The sequence below is a fragment of the Cryobacterium sp. MP_3.1 genome, assembly GCF_035984795.1.
GTDB classification, from domain to species: Bacteria; Actinomycetota; Actinomycetes; order Actinomycetales; family Microbacteriaceae; genus Cryobacterium; species Cryobacterium zongtaii.
This window is the reverse complement of the sequence record NZ_JAXCHV010000029.1, coordinates 1-16,823: the sequence shown is the minus strand read 5'-3', so window position 1 is coordinate 16,823 and position 16,823 is coordinate 1. Positions and strand designations below refer to the sequence as shown.

Annotated in this window: 16 protein-coding genes; 8 read left to right on the top strand and 8 right to left on the bottom strand. The window is 69.0% G+C overall.

Features of this window, described 5'->3' with window-relative positions:
* Positions 1 to 5 precede the first annotated feature (5 nt).
* From RCH12_RS15105 to RCH12_RS15095, 3 genes are all read right to left on the bottom strand, one after another.
* Positions 6 to 845, bottom strand: a complete 840-nt coding sequence (locus tag RCH12_RS15105) for an ABC transporter permease (protein WP_240632326.1) — start codon at positions 843 to 845, stop codon at positions 6 to 8.
* Positions 842 to 1,744: an ATP-binding cassette domain-containing protein gene (locus tag RCH12_RS15100; protein WP_327017409.1), complete on the bottom strand. Its 903-nt coding sequence runs from the start codon at positions 1,742 to 1,744 to the stop codon at positions 842 to 844. The genes RCH12_RS15105 and RCH12_RS15100 overlap by 4 nt, the downstream gene beginning before the upstream one ends.
* A gap of 99 nt (positions 1,745 to 1,843) precedes the next feature.
* A complete protein-coding gene (locus tag RCH12_RS15095) occupies positions 1,844 to 3,070 on the bottom strand; it encodes a cysteine desulfurase-like protein (protein WP_327017408.1) in 1,227 nt (408 codons plus the stop codon).
* An 87-nt stretch (positions 3,071 to 3,157) separates the two neighbouring features.
* Between RCH12_RS15095 and RCH12_RS15090 the strand changes: the two genes are divergently transcribed.
* Complete coding sequence (locus tag RCH12_RS15090; protein WP_327017407.1) at positions 3,158 to 4,054, top strand: LssY C-terminal domain-containing protein; 897 nt, start codon at positions 3,158 to 3,160, stop codon at positions 4,052 to 4,054.
* Positions 4,051 to 4,530 carry a hypothetical protein gene (locus RCH12_RS15085; protein WP_327017406.1) on the top strand — a complete coding sequence of 160 codons (480 nt, stop codon included), beginning with the start codon at positions 4,051 to 4,053 and terminating at the stop codon, positions 4,528 to 4,530. The genes RCH12_RS15090 and RCH12_RS15085 overlap by 4 nt, the downstream gene beginning before the upstream one ends.
* Before the next feature lie 23 nt (positions 4,531 to 4,553).
* Here the strand turns inward: RCH12_RS15085 and RCH12_RS15080 are convergent, their stop codons facing one another.
* The 3 genes from RCH12_RS15080 to trhO form a co-directional block, all read right to left on the bottom strand.
* Positions 4,554 to 5,378, bottom strand: a complete 825-nt coding sequence (locus tag RCH12_RS15080) for an aldo/keto reductase (protein ID WP_327017405.1) — start codon at positions 5,376 to 5,378, stop codon at positions 4,554 to 4,556.
* A gap of 32 nt (positions 5,379 to 5,410) precedes the next feature.
* Complete coding sequence (locus RCH12_RS15075; RefSeq protein ID WP_327017404.1) at positions 5,411 to 6,613, bottom strand: MFS transporter; 1,203 nt, start codon at positions 6,611 to 6,613, stop codon at positions 5,411 to 5,413.
* A gap of 164 nt (positions 6,614 to 6,777) precedes the next feature.
* Positions 6,778 to 7,677 (bottom strand): oxygen-dependent tRNA uridine(34) hydroxylase TrhO, encoded by a 900-nt coding sequence (gene trhO, locus RCH12_RS15070; protein WP_327017403.1) that lies wholly within the window; start codon positions 7,675 to 7,677, stop codon positions 6,778 to 6,780.
* Between the two features lie 87 nt (positions 7,678 to 7,764).
* On the opposite strand from trhO, the gene RCH12_RS15065 reads away from it, so the two are divergent.
* The 6 genes from RCH12_RS15065 to RCH12_RS15040 all read left to right on the top strand — a co-directional run bounded on the left by RCH12_RS15065 (position 7,765) and on the right by RCH12_RS15040 (position 14,226).
* Entirely contained in the window at positions 7,765 to 8,301 is a 537-nt protein-coding gene (locus RCH12_RS15065) for a YbhB/YbcL family Raf kinase inhibitor-like protein (protein ID WP_327017402.1), read from the top strand.
* Between the two features lie 205 nt (positions 8,302 to 8,506).
* Positions 8,507 to 10,243 carry an HNH endonuclease signature motif containing protein gene (locus tag RCH12_RS15060; protein WP_327017401.1) on the top strand — a complete coding sequence of 579 codons (1,737 nt, stop codon included), beginning with the start codon at positions 8,507 to 8,509 and terminating at the stop codon, positions 10,241 to 10,243.
* A 177-nt stretch (positions 10,244 to 10,420) separates the two neighbouring features.
* Complete coding sequence (locus RCH12_RS15055; protein WP_327017400.1) at positions 10,421 to 11,494, top strand: alpha/beta hydrolase; 1,074 nt, start codon at positions 10,421 to 10,423, stop codon at positions 11,492 to 11,494.
* 90 nt (positions 11,495 to 11,584) lie between these two features.
* Positions 11,585 to 12,331, top strand: a complete 747-nt coding sequence (locus RCH12_RS15050) for a nucleoside phosphorylase (protein ID WP_327017399.1) — start codon at positions 11,585 to 11,587, stop codon at positions 12,329 to 12,331.
* The gene (locus RCH12_RS15045; RefSeq protein WP_327017398.1) at positions 12,331 to 13,638 is read left to right on the top strand and encodes an amidohydrolase family protein; all 1,308 of its coding nucleotides are present in this window, start codon (positions 12,331 to 12,333) and stop codon (positions 13,636 to 13,638) included. Before RCH12_RS15050 ends, RCH12_RS15045 begins: the two co-directional genes overlap by 1 nt.
* A 9-nt stretch (positions 13,639 to 13,647) precedes the next feature.
* The gene (locus RCH12_RS15040; RefSeq protein WP_243399003.1) at positions 13,648 to 14,226 is read left to right on the top strand and encodes a thioesterase family protein; all 579 of its coding nucleotides are present in this window, start codon (positions 13,648 to 13,650) and stop codon (positions 14,224 to 14,226) included.
* A gap of 3 nt (positions 14,227 to 14,229) precedes the next feature.
* Here the strand turns inward: RCH12_RS15040 and RCH12_RS15035 are convergent, their stop codons facing one another.
* Together RCH12_RS15035 and RCH12_RS15030 are read right to left on the bottom strand one after the other, a co-directional pair.
* On the bottom strand, positions 14,230 to 14,790 hold the full coding sequence (locus RCH12_RS15035) for an SRPBCC domain-containing protein (protein ID WP_327017397.1): 561 nt from the start codon (positions 14,788 to 14,790) through the stop codon (positions 14,230 to 14,232).
* A gap of 75 nt (positions 14,791 to 14,865) precedes the next feature.
* A complete protein-coding gene (locus RCH12_RS15030; protein WP_327017396.1) occupies positions 14,866 to 16,425 on the bottom strand; it encodes a phytoene desaturase family protein in 1,560 nt (519 codons plus the stop codon).
* Positions 16,426 to 16,823 lie beyond the last annotated feature (398 nt).

Sequence of the window (16,823 nt, the reverse complement as noted above, 5' to 3'; positions counted from 1 at the left end):
CGCCCTCAGGTGACGTCGCGCTTCCAGCTGATGAAGTAGCCGCCGACGGTGGCGGCCAGCCCGTAGGCCAAGAGCACCAGGCCGCCCTGCCAGCTGGTGAGCACGGCCATGCCCGGGCTGGTCAGGGCGTAGAAGCTCTCCCCGACCAGTGCGTCAGAGGCGGCGCCCGGCAGGAACTTGCCGATGTCGGCGGTCACCTCGGTGAACGTCGCGGCGAAGCGCAGCAGCGGCTCGACGAACTGGGTGAACGCGAGCACGATCACGATCGATGCGACCTGGCTCGGCACGAGCACGCCCAGGCCAACACCGATCACGGCCCAGAGCGCCATGGCGAGCACTGTACGGCCGATCAGGGCCCAGGTTTCGCCGTCGGCGAGCAGCGGGTCCACGCCGAAGCCACCGAGAACCAGCGCGCCGACTCCGACGGATGCGGCCAGGCCGACCACGCCCAGCGCCGCGCCCACCACGAACAGGGCGATGGTCTTGGCGCCAAGCACCCGGCCGCGCTTCGGGGTGGCGAGGAAGGTGGGGGTGAGGGTCTGGTGCCGGAACTCGCCCGTGGTGGCCAGGGCGCCCAGCAGCACCGGGAAGACGTACCCCACCGAGGAGGCGAAGCTGTAGATCAGCAGGGGCACGCTGCCCAGGCTGGTCAGGTCGGCACCGCCGCCGCCGGCGTTCATGGCGTCGGGGGTGATGGCGCCGCTGTCCAGGCCGCCGAACAGAGCGGCGAGGCCGCCGGCCAGCAGGGTGATGTAGCCGAAGAGCACCAGCGCAAGGATCCACCACATCCGGGTGGTCAGGATCTTGCTGAATTCGGCGGCCACGGGGCGCAGGATCAGGTTCACAGCGAGTCGCCTCCTTCGACGAGGGCGAGGAAGGATTCTTCCAGGCCCGCCTTCTGCCGGTGCAGTGCGTTCAGTTCCACGCCCGCGGCGAAGGCTATGTGCCCGACCCGGCCGGGGTCCGGCACCGCGACGATCAGGCCGGTGCGGCCGGAGGTGAAGGGCAGGCCGGCCTCGGTGAGGGCAGCGATGAGGGCGTCCCGGTCCGGGGAGTCCACGATGACCTGCGGCGCGATGTTGGTGTCGAGGCTGGACAGCGGGCCGGAGTGAACCAGTTCACCCTTGGCGATGATGATCACGTCGTCGACGCTCTGCTGCACCTCGCTGAGCAGGTGGGAGCTGACCAGCACGGTGCGTCCCTCGGCGGCCATGCTGCTGAGGAAGCCGCGGATCCATTTGATGCCTTCCGGATCGAGGCCGTTGATCGGTTCGTCGAGCACCAGCACGCCGGGGTCTCCCAGCAGCGAGTAAGCCAGGCCCAGTCGCTGGCGCATGCCCAGCGAGTACCCGCCGACCCGCTGGCCCGCGTGTTCGGCCAGGCCCACCGTGTGCAGCACCTCGGCGACCCTGCTGCGGGGGATCCCGGCGGCGATGGTGTACACGCCCAGGTGATGGGCTGCGGTGCGACCCGGGTGGAAACTCGCGGCTTCCAGCGCCGCCCCGACGGTGTGCAGCGGTCGGGGCAGGTCACGGTAGCGCAGGCCCCCGAAGGTGGCGGTGCCCGAGGTGGGGGCGACGAGGCCCAGCAGCATCCGCAGTGTGGTGGTCTTGCCGGCGCCATTCGGGCCGAGGAAACCGGTGACCCGGCCGGGCTCGACGGTGAAGGACAGGTCATTGACCGCCGTGACCTGGCCGAACTTCTTGGTGATGCTGGTGAATTCGATGACAGCGCCGATTGGCATCCGAGTCCCCTCTATCGCTCGATGCCCAGCCTATGGGGAAAACGAGCCGGTCCGCCGGGGTTTTTCGGGCGCGGGTGAGTCAACCTTGGCCGGATGCGGTCAGCGGAGCACAATATCCGTGATCGCCGCCAGCAGCACATCGATCTCGCCGGGGGTGCTGTACGGGGCCAGGCCGATGCGCAGGGCGCCGGCCTCGCCCAGGCCCAGGTGCCTGGAAGCCTCCAACGCGTAGAACGAGCCGGAGGGCGCGAGGATCCCACGCTCGAACAGGAACTCGGTGGCGTCGGCGGCGCTCCGGCCCGCGAAGCCCACCAGTACCGTGGGGGTGCGCTCGACGGCCCGGGAGTACACCGTAACGCCGGGCAGGGCGGCCAGCCCGGACTCCAACCGGTCGCGGAGGGAATCCTCGTGGGCCTCGGCCAGTTTCAGCGAGGAGCGCAGCAGCGCCCGGCGGCTGATGCTCGGCCGCGCCGCCACGCCGGTGGCCAGCGCGCCGAGCCCCGCGAGGAAGTCGACGGCGGCGCTCACCCCGGCCAGGGTCTCGTACGGCAGGGTGCCGAGTTCGAAACGTTCCGGCACCACATCCGTCGACGGCAGCAGCTTGTCGGGGTGGATGCCGGCCAGCAGGGCCGGGTCCGCCGCGAGCACTCCGCAGTGCGGGCCGAAGAACTTGTACGGCGAGCAGACGAAGAAGTCCGCGCCGAGCACGGCGAGGTCCACGAAAGTGTGCGGCACGTAGTGCACGCCGTCGACGAAGAGCAGCGCCCCGGCCTCGTGCACCACCGCGGCGATCTCGGCGATCGGCGGCCGCGTGCCGATCAGGTTGGAGGCGGCGGTCACCGCCACGAGGCGGGTGCGGTCGGTGAGCACCGCGGCCACCGCGGACGCGGGCAGTTCACCGGTCTCCGGGTCGAAGTCCACCCAGACCACGGTGGCGCCGGCGCGGTCGGCAGCCTGCAACCAGGGGCGGATGTTGGCGTCGTGGTCGAGCCTGGACACCACGATCTCGTCGCCGGGCGCCCAGTCGAGCGAGAGGTGGCGGGAGAAGTCGTAGGTGAGCTGGGTGGCGCTGCGTCCGTAGACGATGCCGTGCGGGTCGGCGCCGAGCAGGTCGGCCATTGCCGAACGGAATCCGGTGACGGCGTCGTCGGCGTTCCGCTCCGAGAGGCTGCGGCGGCCGCGGATCGACAGCGGGCCGGTGAGCGTCTCGAGGATGGCCTGTCCGACGCCGAGCGGGGTCTGGGTGCCGCCCGGGCTGTCGAAGTGCACGGTTCCCGCCGAGAGGGCGGGGAAATGGGCGCGGATCGATTCGACGTCGTAGGTCACCCTGCCATCCAAGCATTGATCCGGCGACCGCCGCCGACGCCGACGCCGACGCTGACGCCGACACCGACACCGAACTACCATGGCGCCATGCCAGAGACTGCGGCGGTGCCCTCCGGACGCCGGCGCGTCTCGCCCGGGGCGGTTCTCGACGGGTTCTTCTTCGTGCTGGCCGGCCTCGCGTCGGTGTGGCTCGCGGTGCTGCTGGCCACCGAGAGCCTGGGGTTGGGCTGGGGGCTGCTCTGGTTCGCGGTGCTGTTCTGGGCGCTGCTGGCCTATCTGGTGCTGCCGCGCCTACACCGCATCCTGACCCGGCTCTACGTGCCCGACTACTTCATCGGCCGCACCCGCACGAGCGACGGCCTGCTCGGCGACCCGGTCAACCTCGCCGTCACCGGCAGCGCCGAACAGCTGCACGCTGCGCTCGCCGCGGCCGGCTGGACCCGGGCCGACGACGTCACACTCGCCTCGAGCTGGCGCATCGTGACCGCGACGGTACGCCGGCGCAGCTATCTGCGGGCGCCGGTGAGTCCGCTGTTGCTTTTCGACAGGGTGCAGGACTTCGCGTATCAGCAGGAGGTGGCGAACAACCCGGCCAAGCGCCACCACGTGCGCTTCTGGCGCTGCCCGGATGGCTGGATGCTGCCCGGCGGTCACCGGGTGGACTGGGTGGCGGCGGGCACCTTCGACAGGGCGGTGGGGCTGAGCCTGTTCACCCTGCAGGTCACCCACAAGATCGACGAGCACACCGACATCGAGCGTGACCACGTCGTCGCGAGCATCCGGCGGGCGGTGCCGCAGACCCGCCTGGTGCTGATCCGGGACTTCGCCACCGGCTACCACTCCCGCAACGGCGGCGGCGACAACATCCAGACGGATGGCGACCTGCCGGTGATCGACCTGCGCGGGATGCCCGTGCTCGGGACGCCGCCCGGCACGGCGCTGCCCGACGGGGGAACCGTCATCGAATTGACCGGGCTGTCGTGACGGGCGCGGTCGCCCCTGGCAGGGTCAAGCGTCCCCCGTCGGTGATCGGCGGGGTGCTGCTGATGGGGGTGCGGGCGCTGACGGGTGGATTCGCCATCCTCACTGTCGTCCTGTCGTGGGACAGCTTCGTGGGTACGATCGTCGTCAACGGCGAGAAGCTCGCTCGGAGCGACCCGCAGGCCGCCGGTGCCGTGCTGGGCTGGCTGCTCGCGGCCTACGGCCTCTACCTCGTGCTCTACCTGGGCCTGGCCGGGTTGGTGTTCACCGGCCACAACTGGGCCCGGGTGGAGGCGATGTCGTTCGCCTCGGTGAGCATCCTGCTCTCGTTCGCCGACTACGCGCTCAACGGCGCCCAGATCACCCTGCGCACCTCGCTGGTGAGCGTCACGATCGACATCCTGATCCTGCTCGCGCTCTCGAGCACCCAGGCGCGCCACTACGCCCGGGCCGCGAGGGCGGCCCGGGCGGAGCGGTGAAACGGGTGCAGCGGTGAAACAACTCAGCCGTTGAACTCGACCGGGTCCGGGCCGATCCGGGTGTCGGTGTTCAGGCCGTCGATCAGCAGCAGGTCGGCGGGGCTGAGATCGAAGTCGAAGACGGCCAGGTTTTCAATGATGCGGCTGGGCGTGACCGACTTGGGGATCACGATGCGGCCCTGCTGCAGGTGCCAGCGCAGGATGACCTGCGCGGGGGAGCGGCCGGCGCGGGCGGCGACATCCGCCACGACGGGGTCGGCCAGCAGGCCGCCCTGCGCGAGCGGGCTCCAAGCCTCGGTCGCGATGCCCTGCGCCGCGTTGGCGGCGCGCACCGCCGTCTGGGTGAGGCGCGGGTGCAGCTCCACCTGGTTCACGGCCGGCACGATCCTGGAGGTATGGGTAAGACGCTCGAGGTGCTCGGGGGCGAAGTTCGAGACGCCGATCGCTCGCACACGCCCGTCGGTGAGCAGCTGCTCCATGGCGCGCCACGACTCGATGTAGTTGTCGTTGGCGGGTGCGGGCCAGTGGATCAGGTAAAGGTCAACGTAATCCAGGCCCAGCGCGGCCAGGCTGGCCTCGTAGGCGGCAATCGTGCTCGCAAAGCCCTGGTCGCTGTTCCACAGCTTGGTGGTGATGAACAGCTCGTCGCGCGGGATGCCCGACGCGGCCAGGGCGCGGCCGACGCCGGCCTCGTTGCCGTAGATGGCGGCGGTGTCGATGCTGCGGTAACCGGCGTCGAGGGCGGCGGTCACGGCCGCGGCGGTCTCGTCGTCCGGCACCTGGAAGACGCCGAAGCCGAGTTGGGGGATCTCGACACCGTTGTTCAGGGTGATGGTGGGGATGCTCATGCGGTGGTCCTTTTGGTTCGGGGTGCTGGGGATCAGGAGGCGGTGGTGACGAGGGGGGTGGCGCTCGCCGGGGCATCCGCCGGCACCAGGACGTTGCGGCGGGTGGCGGCGACGATCATCACGATCGCGGCGGCCGCGGTGATCGCGGCGCCGGCCCAGAGCGGCGAGGTGTAGCCCAGGCCCACGCTGATGGTGATGCCGCCGATCCAGGCGCCGAGGGCGTTGCCCACGTTGAACGCGGCGATGTTGGCGCTGGAGGCCAGGGTCGGTGCGGTGTCGGCGTAGAGCATGATGCGGGTCTGCAGGCCGGGAACCGTTCCGAAGCCGAAGCCGCCCATCAGCACGAGCGCGATCACGGTGGCGACCGGGTTCGCTGCGGTGAGGGCGAAGAGCGCCATCACCACCGTGAGTCCGATCAACAGCACCACCAGGGTGGGATCGAGCCGCCGGTCGGCGGCCTTGCCGCCGAGGATATTGCCCACGAACAGGCCGGCGCCGAAGACCACGAGCAGCCACGGAACGGCCGCGCTGGAGAAGCCGCTCACCTCGGTGAGCGTGTAGGCGATGTAGGTGAAGGCGCCGAACATGCCGCCGAATCCGAGCACCGTCACCACCAGGGAGAGCCAGACCTGGCTGGACCGAAAGGCGCGGAGTTCGCCGCGCAGGTTGCTCACGTGCGCGGTGTCGTCGGTGGCGCGGGGCACGAGGGCCACGATGCCGGCCAGGGCGAGGACGCCGATCACGGTGATCGCCCAGAAGGTGGCTCGCCAGCCGAAGCTCTGGCCGATGAAGGTGCCGAACGGCACGCCGAGGACGTTGGCGAGGGTGAGGCCGGTGAACATGATGGCGATGGCGCCGGACTTCTTGCTCGGCGGCACCAGGCTGGCGGCGACGACGGCGCCGATGCCGAAGAAGGCGCCGTGACAGAGAGCGGCGATGATGCGGCCGAGCAGCATGATCGAGTAGCTCGGGGCGAGTGCCGAGATCAGGTTGCCGATGATGAAGAGCACCATCAGTCCCACCAGAACGTGTTTGCGGGGCAGCCGGGTCACCGCGGCGGTCAGCAGGATGGCGCCGACGGCGACGCTGAGGGCGTAGCCGGAGATGAGCCAGCCGGCGGCGGCCTCGGTCACGGCGAAGTCGGCGGCAACCTCGGGCAGCAGGCCGGCGATGACGAACTCGGTCAGGCCGATCCCGAAGCCGCCGAGGGCGAGTGCGATCAATCCAATGGGCATGCGGAAATTCCTTCAAGGGTGCGGAGGTGCGCGGGCCGTTGGTCGAGCCTGTCGAGGCCACACGCTGGTAGTTGCAGGCGCGTCATAAATGATTGCACACGCTAGGTAACTGCGCAAGCAACTACTTTTTGCGAGCGAGCGGATGCGTGACCGGGCTGATTCGCTCAGGCCGCGTGCGCCGCGCAGGCCGGGGCGGCGGCGGCCACGCAGTCCGGGCAGGCAACAAGCTGCTCCCGGCAGGACAGGTCCCGGCAGTTGAGCATGTTCTTGGTGCCCGCGCCGCAGACCTGGCAGTGGCCGAGAACGGTGGCGTGGTCGCTGAAATCCACCGACATCCGCTGGTCGAACACGTAGAGCGAGCCGTCCCAGAGTCCGTCGTCGCCGTAGGCCTCGCCGTAGCGAACGATGCCGCCCTCGAGTTGGTAGACCTCGCCGAAGCCACGGTCCTTCATCAATGACGACAGCACCTCGCAGCGGATGCCACCGGTGCAATACGTCACCACGGGCTGGCCCTTGAGGTGGTCGTATTTGCCGCTGTCGAGCTCGGCCGCGAACTCGCGGGTGTTCGCCACATCCGGCACCACGGCACCCCGGAACCGACCGATCTCGGCTTCGAAGGCGTTGCGGCCGTCGAAGAACACCACGTCGTCGCCGCGTTCGGCCACGAGGGCGTGCAGTTCGGCCGGGGCCAGGCGGGTGCCGCCGCCCACGACGCCACCGGCATCCACGGTGAGGGCCTCCGGTGAGCCGAAGCTCACGATCTCGTCGCGCACCTTCACCACCAGCCGGGGGAAGTCCAGGCTCGCCCCGGACTCGTCGAGGCCGGTTCCCTCACTCCACTTGAAGTCGATCTGGGCGAACGGTGCGTACTGACGGGTCTTGCGCACATAGCGCTTGAGGGCGGGCAGGTCGCCGCCCACGGTGCCGTTCAGGCCGTCCTTCGAGATCAGGATGCGGCCGCGCAGGCCCAGAGACTCGCAGAGGTCGCGCTGCCACAGGCGGATGGCTTCGGGGTCGCTGAGCGGAGTGAAGACGTAGTAGAGCAGGATCTTCGGAATGGCCACCCCCACATTTTAGGCGGCGGCGAGGGGGCGCGAGGCGGCCCACGTAGACTGAGCCAATCAGACCGCCACCAGATCCTTGGAGTGTGCATGACCACGATCGATCCCTTCGCCCGTTTCGGCGAGGTGCCCCAGTTCAACCTGACCAGCTCGGTGATGACCGACGGCGGCCCGCTTGCCGCCGCCCAGTACGGCGCCGGCGCCGGCGGCCAGGATGTCTCGCCCGACCTGCACTGGAGCGGCTTCCCGGCCGAGACCCAGAGCTTCGCACTCACGGTGTTCGACCCGGATGCCCCGACCGGTTCCGGGTATTGGCACTGGGCGGTTTTCAACATTCCCGCCGACGTCGACAGCCTGCCCACCGGTGCCGGAGTCGCGAACTCGGTGCTTCTGCCCGCCGGCGCCGTCGTCATGCCCAACGAAATCCGCCAGCCCACCTTCATCGGTGCGGCACCGCCACGCGGAACGGGCACGCACCGCTACCAGTTCGTGCTGCACGCCCTCGACGTTGCAGACCTCGGCGTCGACCCGCAGGCCACCCCGGCCGTGCTCGGCTTCAACGTGCACTTCCACACCCTGGCCCGCGCCGTGCTCGAGGCCACCGGAGTCGCCGGAGGCGCCGCCTAGCTGTCCTGAGCCGACAGCCCTCGCTCTCCTCGGGCGGCAGATCGCTCGTCCGTAAGCCATCCTCGACTACGCGCCCATCGCTTCGGTCGAACCTGTCGAGACCCTCGCTGCCCGTCCCCTTTGGCCCAGAACTGTGTTCGATATTTGCTCAAGCTCTTGTTGACAATTCCTCGCATATAGGTGCGATTTGTGAGAGAATGGGGGTATGGACGACGAGCTGGATAGTGGCTCCACCGCACCGACGGGAACTTCTCCCACCGGGTCGAACGTGCACGACTGGAACACCGGCCTGTCCGGTCCAGATCCCCTCACGGCACCGGATGCCGACAGCCTGAGCGGCACCACCGACACGCAGGCCCACACTGCAGGTGGAACTGCCGGCCGCACTCGGGGCCGCTCGAAGCCGCGGCCCGGGTGGCGGGATCCGGCCGAGCTGCCGGGGGTGCAGCGCGCGCATACCGGTGCGTTCGGTCAGAAGCTCCAGGCCCTGGATGATGCGGCCCGCACGGTGATGGCGGTGATGGACTCCATTGACGTGAACGCGTTGAGTGACCCGGAGGTGGTGGCGTTGACGCAGATGGTCGAGCGGACCGGCCGGCCGGTGGATGCCGCCCGGGTGGCCACGGCGACCGTGGTCGGTTACCGGTCCCGCAGCGGTTTGGGCGCGGAGTCGCTGGCCTGGCGGTTGGGGGCGTCGCACCAGAATGATCTGCTGATCGGGCTGACCGGCACCTCGGTGCCGGAGATGAAACGACGCGTGGCCCTGGGTGAGAAGGTCGCCCCGCGGATGTGGGGCGGCACGGTCCTGGAGCCCGAGTTCCCATTCGTGGCCGCGGCGCTGACCGCCGGCGAGATCGGCATCGACGCGGCCGAGAACATCGTGAAGGGCCTGGCCGACTACAAAGTGCACGGCCGCTTCGACGCCGACCAGTCGCTGGTGGACGGCGGTGAGGCCGAGCTGGTCGAGTCCGCGACCGGGTCGGTATTCGGCCGCACCCCCGGCCCCGGCTGCACGGGACCGATCGTTCGTCTGGGCGACTCGGCCGGGTTCACTTTCCCGGCCGACCGGATCCGGGAGATGGCACTGACCTGGCAGGCGGTGTTGAATCCCGACGGCGCCGCGCCGAACGATGCGGTTTTCGAGGCGAAGTCCACGTTCTCGTTCGGCAAGCTCAGCCAAGGCCTGCATCCGTTGCGCGGTGGGGTGACGCCGGAGCTCAAGGGCATCATGCAGAACCTGTTCAACACGTTCCTGTCCGCGCGCAGCGCCCCCGCGTTCCCGTCCGCGGACGAGCAGCAGCGCATCGAGGCCGGCGAACTGGTTCCCGGCGAGATCCTGGACGAACGCGACGGCGGCCAGAAGCGCGCCGACATCCTTCGCGGCATCCTGGTCCAGGTCGCCCAGGACCCTCGCACCCCGACCATGGGCGGGATGCCGCCGACGGTGATGGTGCACGTGAGTGCCCATGACCTCGTCACCGGGGTCGGGGTCGGTTGGATCGACGGGGTCGAGGGTCCTGTCTCGATGAAGACGATCAACCAGATGGTCGACAACGGCGGCTTCCGGCCGGTCTTCTTCGGCGGCACCGGCGCCGTCCTCGCCCTCGGCGAAACAGTCCGGTGCTTCACGCCGCTGCAACGCAGGGCGATCACTGCCCGAGATGGTGGTTGCATCATTCCGGGCTGTACCTGCCCACCGCAATGGACCGAGGTGCACCATGTGACACCGTGGCAGCACGGCGGCCCGACCAACGTCTCGAACGGGGTGCTGTTGTGCTGGCGCCACCATCACGGCATCGACAACGCCGGCGGCTGGAAAATCCGGATGGTCCTGGGCATGCCCGAAGTCAAAGCCCCGCACTGGATCGACCCCACCGGCACCTGGCGAAAACCACCCCAACACCGCGCCCACGACCCCAAAACCCGACGACAGAACGAGTAGCCGCGGGCGCACCTCGACTCGATGGATAGCCGATTCCGATCGATCTGAGAGATTCTCAGGTCATCTCATGGTTGCGCGCCTATGTTCTACACGCGGCAAAAAACGATGCAAGCGCTACCAACGCCAGTCGGCACTTCGAAGCCGCTTCCGGTAGCGCCACGTCGGCAGTAAGGCACCATGTTTCACTCGTCCCCCCACTCCAGCACCAGCTTCGACCCGGCCGCCGGCCCCTCCGCGGACTCGCACCTCACGCACCGGGAAACCGGCCTGTCCAGGGTGCCGGTGTGGCTCTGGAAAGCGATCATGACGCGCATCGCACCGGGCGAACTGCACAAGTTCAACGCGGACCCGATCGACGACGTCGACTACCACTTCGACCTTGACTACGTGGGCGACGGCATCCGTGATCACCGCCTCGACGTTCTCGTGCCGCACGAGCACCACGACGTGACCACGCCACCGAGCCCGCTGCCCGTCTACATCTACTTCCACGGCGGCGGATGGACCTCCGGCGACAAGGCACCGCTCACCAAGTACGCCGCCAGCCAGGCGGTCGAGGGCATGGTCGTCGTCAACGCCAATTACCGCATGGCCACTCGATTCAAGATCGGCCACATGCTCGACGACGCCAACGCTGTGCTCACCTGGGTCCAGCGCAACATCGTCGAATACGGTGGCGACCCCACCCGCATCGTTCTCGGCGGCGACTCAGCGGGCGGGCACATCGCGGCCCTGCTCACCGCCGCGGCCAACGACGCCACCCTCGCCGCGCACTACAACCTCGACCTGCCGATCGAGGCCGGCCACCTGCGCGGACTCGTGCAGCACTGCAGTATCGCCGACTTCTCGGTCATGTTCGAGCGCGGCTTCGTGCTCAGCCTCAACTTCCTTCGGATGCTGCTTCCCGAACGCAGCCCCGGCATGTCGCTGCGCGACGCCGCCCGTTTCCTCTCGCCCATCGAGTGGCTCGACAAGGGCTTCCCGCCGGTCTTCATCACGACCTCCGAGCGCGACTACTTCTACCGGGCCAACCTCAACTTCATCGAGGCCCTGCGCCGGCGGTCCATCCTGGCCGACACGGTGATCTACGGCCGGCACCGCACCAACACCCGGCACACCTGGCAGCAGGACGCCCGGCACCCCGAATCGCAGGAGGTCTACCGCCGTCTGGGTTCATTCGTGCGCAAGGTGGCGGCGCTGCCCGCCCAGGCTCGGTCCATGCCCGCTCAGGCCGAGCCCGCCCTGGCCTAGCTCCTCGGCCTGCGCGGGTCTGCCCGGGCATGGTAGACAAGTTCGACACTTGCCAGGCCATTCGGGCCGCGCCAGCCACGAGGAGCACACATGAGCCAGGCCGACACGTTCCCGGTGACCGGGCTCCCCAAGACCGGGCTGCCCACTCGCGCCCTCGTCGTCGGTGACCCGTTCCGGGCCGAGCAGATCTCCCACCAGCTCGACAACGTGCGCGAGGTCGCCCACCAGCGTGAGTATCGCTCGTTCGTCGGCGACTGGAACGGCAGCACCGTCGTCGTCTCCTCACACGGTGTGGGCGCCCCCGGCGCCATCTGCCTGTTCCAGGAGCTGATGGATGCCGGCGTGGACACCATCATCAGACTCGGCACCGCCGGCGCCCTGCTGCGTGGCATCGGCGACGGCGACCTGATCATCGCCGAGTCCTGCGTGCGCGACGACGGCGTCACCGACCAGCTGGTGCCGGAGAGCTACCCGGCGGCCGCGAATCCCGAGGTCGTGATCGCACTGGCCGAGGCAGCCCGGCGGCACGACGCCCCCCACCACCGCGGAATCGTCTGGACCCGGGCGGCCTTCTACCCGGGAATCATCGATCTCAACCAGGCCGGTTACGTCAAGCTCGGCGTGCTCGCCATCGAAATGGAACTCTCGGCCCTGCTGGTGCTCGCCTCCACCCGCGGCGTACGCGCGGGCGGCGGCCTCGTGATCGACGGCGCCACCGCCGACGACCTCGTCGACACCACCGGTTACGATCCGCATCGCACCGTCGTGGCGGATGGCGTCAGTCGCGGCATCTCCGTCACCCTCGACGCCCTCGTCGCCCTGCCGGAGCTCGTCTGATGGCCACCGACCACGTCGACCTGATCCTCACCGCGGATGCCGTGCTCACCGTCGACGCCGCTGGCACGATCATCGAGGCCGGCGCCGTCGCCATCCGTGCCGGGATCATCGTCGACGTCGGGCCGGCCGTCGACCTGCTCGCCCGGTACGACGCGGCGGAGGTGCTCGAGAGCCCGGGCTGCGTGATCGCCCCCGGCTGGGTGAACACCCACAGCCACTTGGCCATGAACCTGTTCAGGGGTGCGGCCGACGACGTCACCCTCGAGGTGTTCCTCGAGCGGATGGTCGGCGCCGAACTCGCCACCCTCAGCGCCGAGACTGTCGCCATCGGAACCAGGGCCGGGATCGCCGAGTGCCTCTTGGGCGGCACCACCACGGCGCTGGACATGTACTGGTTCCCGCGGGCCAGCCGCGCTGTCGCGGCGGAGGCCGGATTCCGGCTGCTGAACGGCCCCACCTTCCTCGGCAACGCGGATCCCGAGGGCCGCGACTTCGCGGGCATGCTCGAGGAAGCCAGATCGATCCTCACCGACAACCGCACCGAGTCGCCCGACGACGACCTCTGGGTGATGCCTCACTCGGCCTACACCCTCAGTAGCGACCAGCTGGAGAGCATCCGGGAGCTGGCCGCCTCGCGCGGCGCCCGCATCCACACGCACGCCTCCGAGAGCCTCGGCGAACTGGCGCTGACGGTGCAGGTCAACGGCGACCGGCCGGTCGCCGTCCTCGATGCGGCCGGGCTGCTGACTAACCACACCGTCCTGGCCCATGCCGTGCACCTCACCGACGACGAGGTCACCCGCATCGCCGCCAGCGGCGCCGCCGTGGCGCACTGCCCGATGTCGAACCTCAAGCTCGGCTGCGGCATCGCCCCACTGCCCGAGCTGTTGCAGCACGGCGCTACCGTGGGCTTGGGCACGGATGGCGCTGCCTCCGCCGGTTCCCTCGACATGTACGCCGCCGTGCGGATGGCCGCGCTGCTGCACAAGGGCACCAGCAACGACCCGACCATGATCAGCGCCGAACGCGCCGTACGGCTCGGCACCGTCGACGGCGCCCGCGCCCTCGGTCTGGCCGACGTGGGCACGATCGAGCCCGGCATGCAGGCCGACCTCCAGGTCGTGCGCATCGACACGCTGAACAGCAGGCCCGGCCGGGACCCGTGGTCTGCGCTGGCCTACACGGCCACCGCCACAGACGTGCGACACGCCGTGGTTAGGGGCCGGATTGTGCTGCGCGACAGGGTGCTGCAGACCATCGACGAGACGTCGGCCCTGCGCGAGCTGTCGGAGGCCGCCGCCCGCTAGCATCATCGGGTGCACATGTTCTTTCGAACCCTGCTCCACAGCCTGCTGTCGCGCTTCGGGCCACGCCTCGGGCACTACGACGTCGCCCGCACGCGGTTCATCACGCTGCCGACCGACCAGGACATCCTGCGGCACATGAACAACGGCGTGTACCTCTCGATCATGGACATCGCCAGGTTCGACATGCTGCACCGCACCGGAATCTGGGCGATCTTCCAGGCCAAGGGCTGGTATCCGGTGGTGGTCGCAGAGACCATCAGCTTTCGCAAGTCACTGACCCTCGGCCAGCGGTTCACCGTCGAGTCGCGCATCCTGGGCTTCGACGACAAGGCCGTTTACGTCGAGCAACGCTTCGTGCGGCCCGTTGAGGGCCCGGATGCGCGACCGGGCGACGTCGAGGTCTACGCCCGCGGCTTCATCCGCGGCCGGTTCCTCAAGCGCACGGGTGGCGTGGTCACCATCGACGAACTCACCGACGCCGTCGGTGCCGTGCCCGCCGAAGTGAGCGTGCCCGAGTGGCTGCTCGAGTGGAGCGCCGACGTGGCGATGCCGGCTACCCGGGCGCCGGCCCCCAGCATCTGGGAGTAGCGGCTAGGCGCGGTCCTCGCTCGCTGGCGTAGGGGTGGGCTTGGGCACCAGGAGCTCCTGATAGTGACTCTGCAGCGCGGGGTAGTACTTGCTGAACGACGGCAGCGGGTGGTGGGTGCGGGAGGCGACGAGCCTGTCGAGGTAGTAATCCCAGACCGGCCCGAACGTGGCGGCCTCGGCAGGGGAGTGCAGCCTCAGTCCGAAGGTCAGCACGGTCTTGCCGGATCCGCCCGTCAGATGCGCCATCACCCGCCAGGCATCCTCGCCCTCGCCGATGTCCAGCGCCAGCTTCTTGAACTCCACACATTCCAGAATGCTCACGTACTCCCACTGCGAGTCGTTCTTCGATTCCATCCGGAAGCGCACGGCCCCGGTGCGAGGGGACCCTGTGTAGGTGCCGATCCAGCCGTGCAGGCCCTCGGGTTTGGTCACGGCCTCCCACACCGACTCCGGGGCCGCCGGGAAGATGCGGTCGAAGAGCAGGTAGAGCCCGTCCTCCCGGTGGGCGAACCGCCCTGTGGCGTGGGCGACATCCGGCGGACCGGGCAGGGGCTGGGGGGGCATGGTGACCTCCACGTTGAGTGAAACACGAGCCTTCCCTCTGAGGCTATGCCTAGTTCGAGGCCGCCGCCAGAGTCCTCAGTCGCTCTCGAGCACGGCCATGGCAGCGTTGTGCCCGCCGAGTCCGCTGACCCCGCCGCCGCGTCGAGCGCCGGCTCCGCAGAGCAGAATCCGCGGATGCCGGGTGGCCACGCCCCAGCGCTGGGCGGCGGTATCCCTGGGTGCGTCGTCTTCCAGGAACGGCCAGGACAGGAGCCCGTGGAAAATGTCCCCGCCGGGCAGGTTGAGCGCCGACTCGAGGTCCGCGGTGGTCTTGGTCTCGATGCACGGCCTGCCGTCGGCATCCCGGAGCAGCAGGTCCTCGACGGGTTCGGCCAGCACCGAGTTGAGCGAGGCCAGAACGGCGGCCTGCAACTGGGCCCTGACGGCGGTGTTGTCCAGGCGGGTGAGCCGGTCGGGGGTGTGCAGGCCGAACACCGTGAGGGTCTGGGCGCCGGCCGCCACCAGTTCGGGCGAGATGATGCTCGGATCGGTGAGGGAGTGGCAATAGATCTCACAGGAGACCAGATCGGGGACCCGGCCCGCACCGGCCTGCCGATACGCGGCCTCGAGCTGGCTGAGCGTCTCATTGATGTGAAAGGTTCCGCCGAACGCGGCCTCGGCCGACACCGACGCATCCAGCAGGCGGGGGAGGCGACTCAGCAGCAGGTTCACCTTCACCTGGGCGCCCTCGGGCTTCACGGTGTCCGGTGTGCGCTCACTCAGGAGGCCGTCCAGCACCCACGGTGCCACGTTCGCCAGCACGTGGCTTCCCACGGTGCTCTCGTCCCGGTGTTCGTGCCGGTAGCGCACGGTGCCGTCCGGATCGATGCCGGTGACCTCTGCGCTCGTCAGGATGCGCGCTCCGGCCTGGCGGGCCACCCGCTCCAGCTCCCCGGTCACCGCACCCATGCCGCCGACGGGTACGTCCCAGTCTCCGGTGCCGTTTCCGATCGAGTGGTAGAGAAAGCAGCGGTTTGCATCCAGTGACGCGTCATGCACCGAGGTGAACGTGCCGATCAGGCCGTCGGTGGCCACCACCCCGCGCACGAGGTCGGAGCCGAATCGCCGGTTGAGCAGGTCGCCGAGCGGATGCTCGATGAACTCGTCCCACAGGGCGTCGTCACCGACCAGCCGGCGGGCCTCTGACCGGGTGGGCAACGGCTCGCACACCGTGGGGAACAGCGCACGGGCCAGATGCCCCAGGTCGCCACCGAGTTGCTGCCACCCCGCGATGTCCGCCCCGGCTCCGATCCTCTCGAAGGAGGCCCGCGTCGCCTCGGCATCGCCCGCATCCACCAGCAGGCCGGTCGCCGGGTTGGCCGGATCCGGGGTGTACGACGAGTACCGCCGCCGTGCCAGCTCGATCGACAGGCCGAGCTCGTCGATGATGCGGGCAGGCAGCAGGCTCACCAGGTACGAGTACCGGGACAGACGGGCATCCACCCCGGTGAAGGCGGCGGCCGATACCGCGGCTCCGCCCACGTGGTCGTCCCGTTCGAGCACCAGCACACTCCGCCCGGCCTTGGCCAGATAGGCCGCGGCGGTGAGGCCGTTATGGCCGCCTCCGACGATCACGATGTCGGGTGTGGAGTCCATGTAAGAGCCCTTCTCAAGCGCCGATGCTGGTCTGTCGACCCTATCCTCGCCGGGGCGACACGCCCGGGATGCGGATGGGATTTGCGACCCCCCCAGAATCCCCGTAATGTCATCTCTCGTCACCCCACAGGTTCGGAAAGCCGAAGAGCTACCGGCCTCAAGCGGGACCAAATCCAAGCAGAAAAGAAAGCGATTCTTCGCTTTGTACAGCTTGATGAAGTTTGCTTCGAATTCCCTAATCGGAAATCCCCGCAGACAACAAGAACAAACATCGAAGTGCCCCGGAGCGACAGCCATTAGGCCTGAAGTCGGGTGCGTCCGATCCTTGAGAACTCAACAGCGTGCACAATGTCAAATGCCAAAAACCTCGGTCGTAGGGTCCCTTTCTAGGGGATACC

Excerpts from the sequence above, each read along its gene's own strand:
- RCH12_RS15100 (WP_327017409.1), bottom strand. The coding sequence starts at position 1,744 with ATGCCAATCGGCGCTGTCATCGAATTCACCAGCATCACCAAGAAGTTC.
- RCH12_RS15090 (WP_327017407.1), top strand. The coding sequence starts at position 3,158 with ATGCCAGAGACTGCGGCGGTGCCCTCCGGACGCCGGCGCGTCTCGCCC.
- RCH12_RS15080 (WP_327017405.1), bottom strand. The coding sequence starts at position 5,378 with ATGAGCATCCCCACCATCACCCTGAACAACGGTGTCGAGATCCCCCAA.
- RCH12_RS15075 (WP_327017404.1), bottom strand. The coding sequence starts at position 6,613 with ATGCCCATTGGATTGATCGCACTCGCCCTCGGCGGCTTCGGGATCGGC.
- RCH12_RS15065 (WP_327017402.1), top strand. The coding sequence starts at position 7,765 with ATGACCACGATCGATCCCTTCGCCCGTTTCGGCGAGGTGCCCCAGTTC.
- RCH12_RS15060 (WP_327017401.1), top strand. The coding sequence starts at position 8,507 with ATGGACGACGAGCTGGATAGTGGCTCCACCGCACCGACGGGAACTTCT.
- RCH12_RS15055 (WP_327017400.1), top strand. The coding sequence starts at position 10,421 with ATGTTTCACTCGTCCCCCCACTCCAGCACCAGCTTCGACCCGGCCGCC.
- RCH12_RS15050 (WP_327017399.1), top strand. The coding sequence starts at position 11,585 with ATGAGCCAGGCCGACACGTTCCCGGTGACCGGGCTCCCCAAGACCGGG.
- RCH12_RS15045 (WP_327017398.1), top strand. The coding sequence starts at position 12,331 with ATGGCCACCGACCACGTCGACCTGATCCTCACCGCGGATGCCGTGCTC.
- RCH12_RS15035 (WP_327017397.1), bottom strand. The coding sequence starts at position 14,790 with ATGCCCCCCCAGCCCCTGCCCGGTCCGCCGGATGTCGCCCACGCCACA.
- RCH12_RS15030 (WP_327017396.1), bottom strand. The coding sequence starts at position 16,425 with ATGGACTCCACACCCGACATCGTGATCGTCGGAGGCGGCCATAACGGC.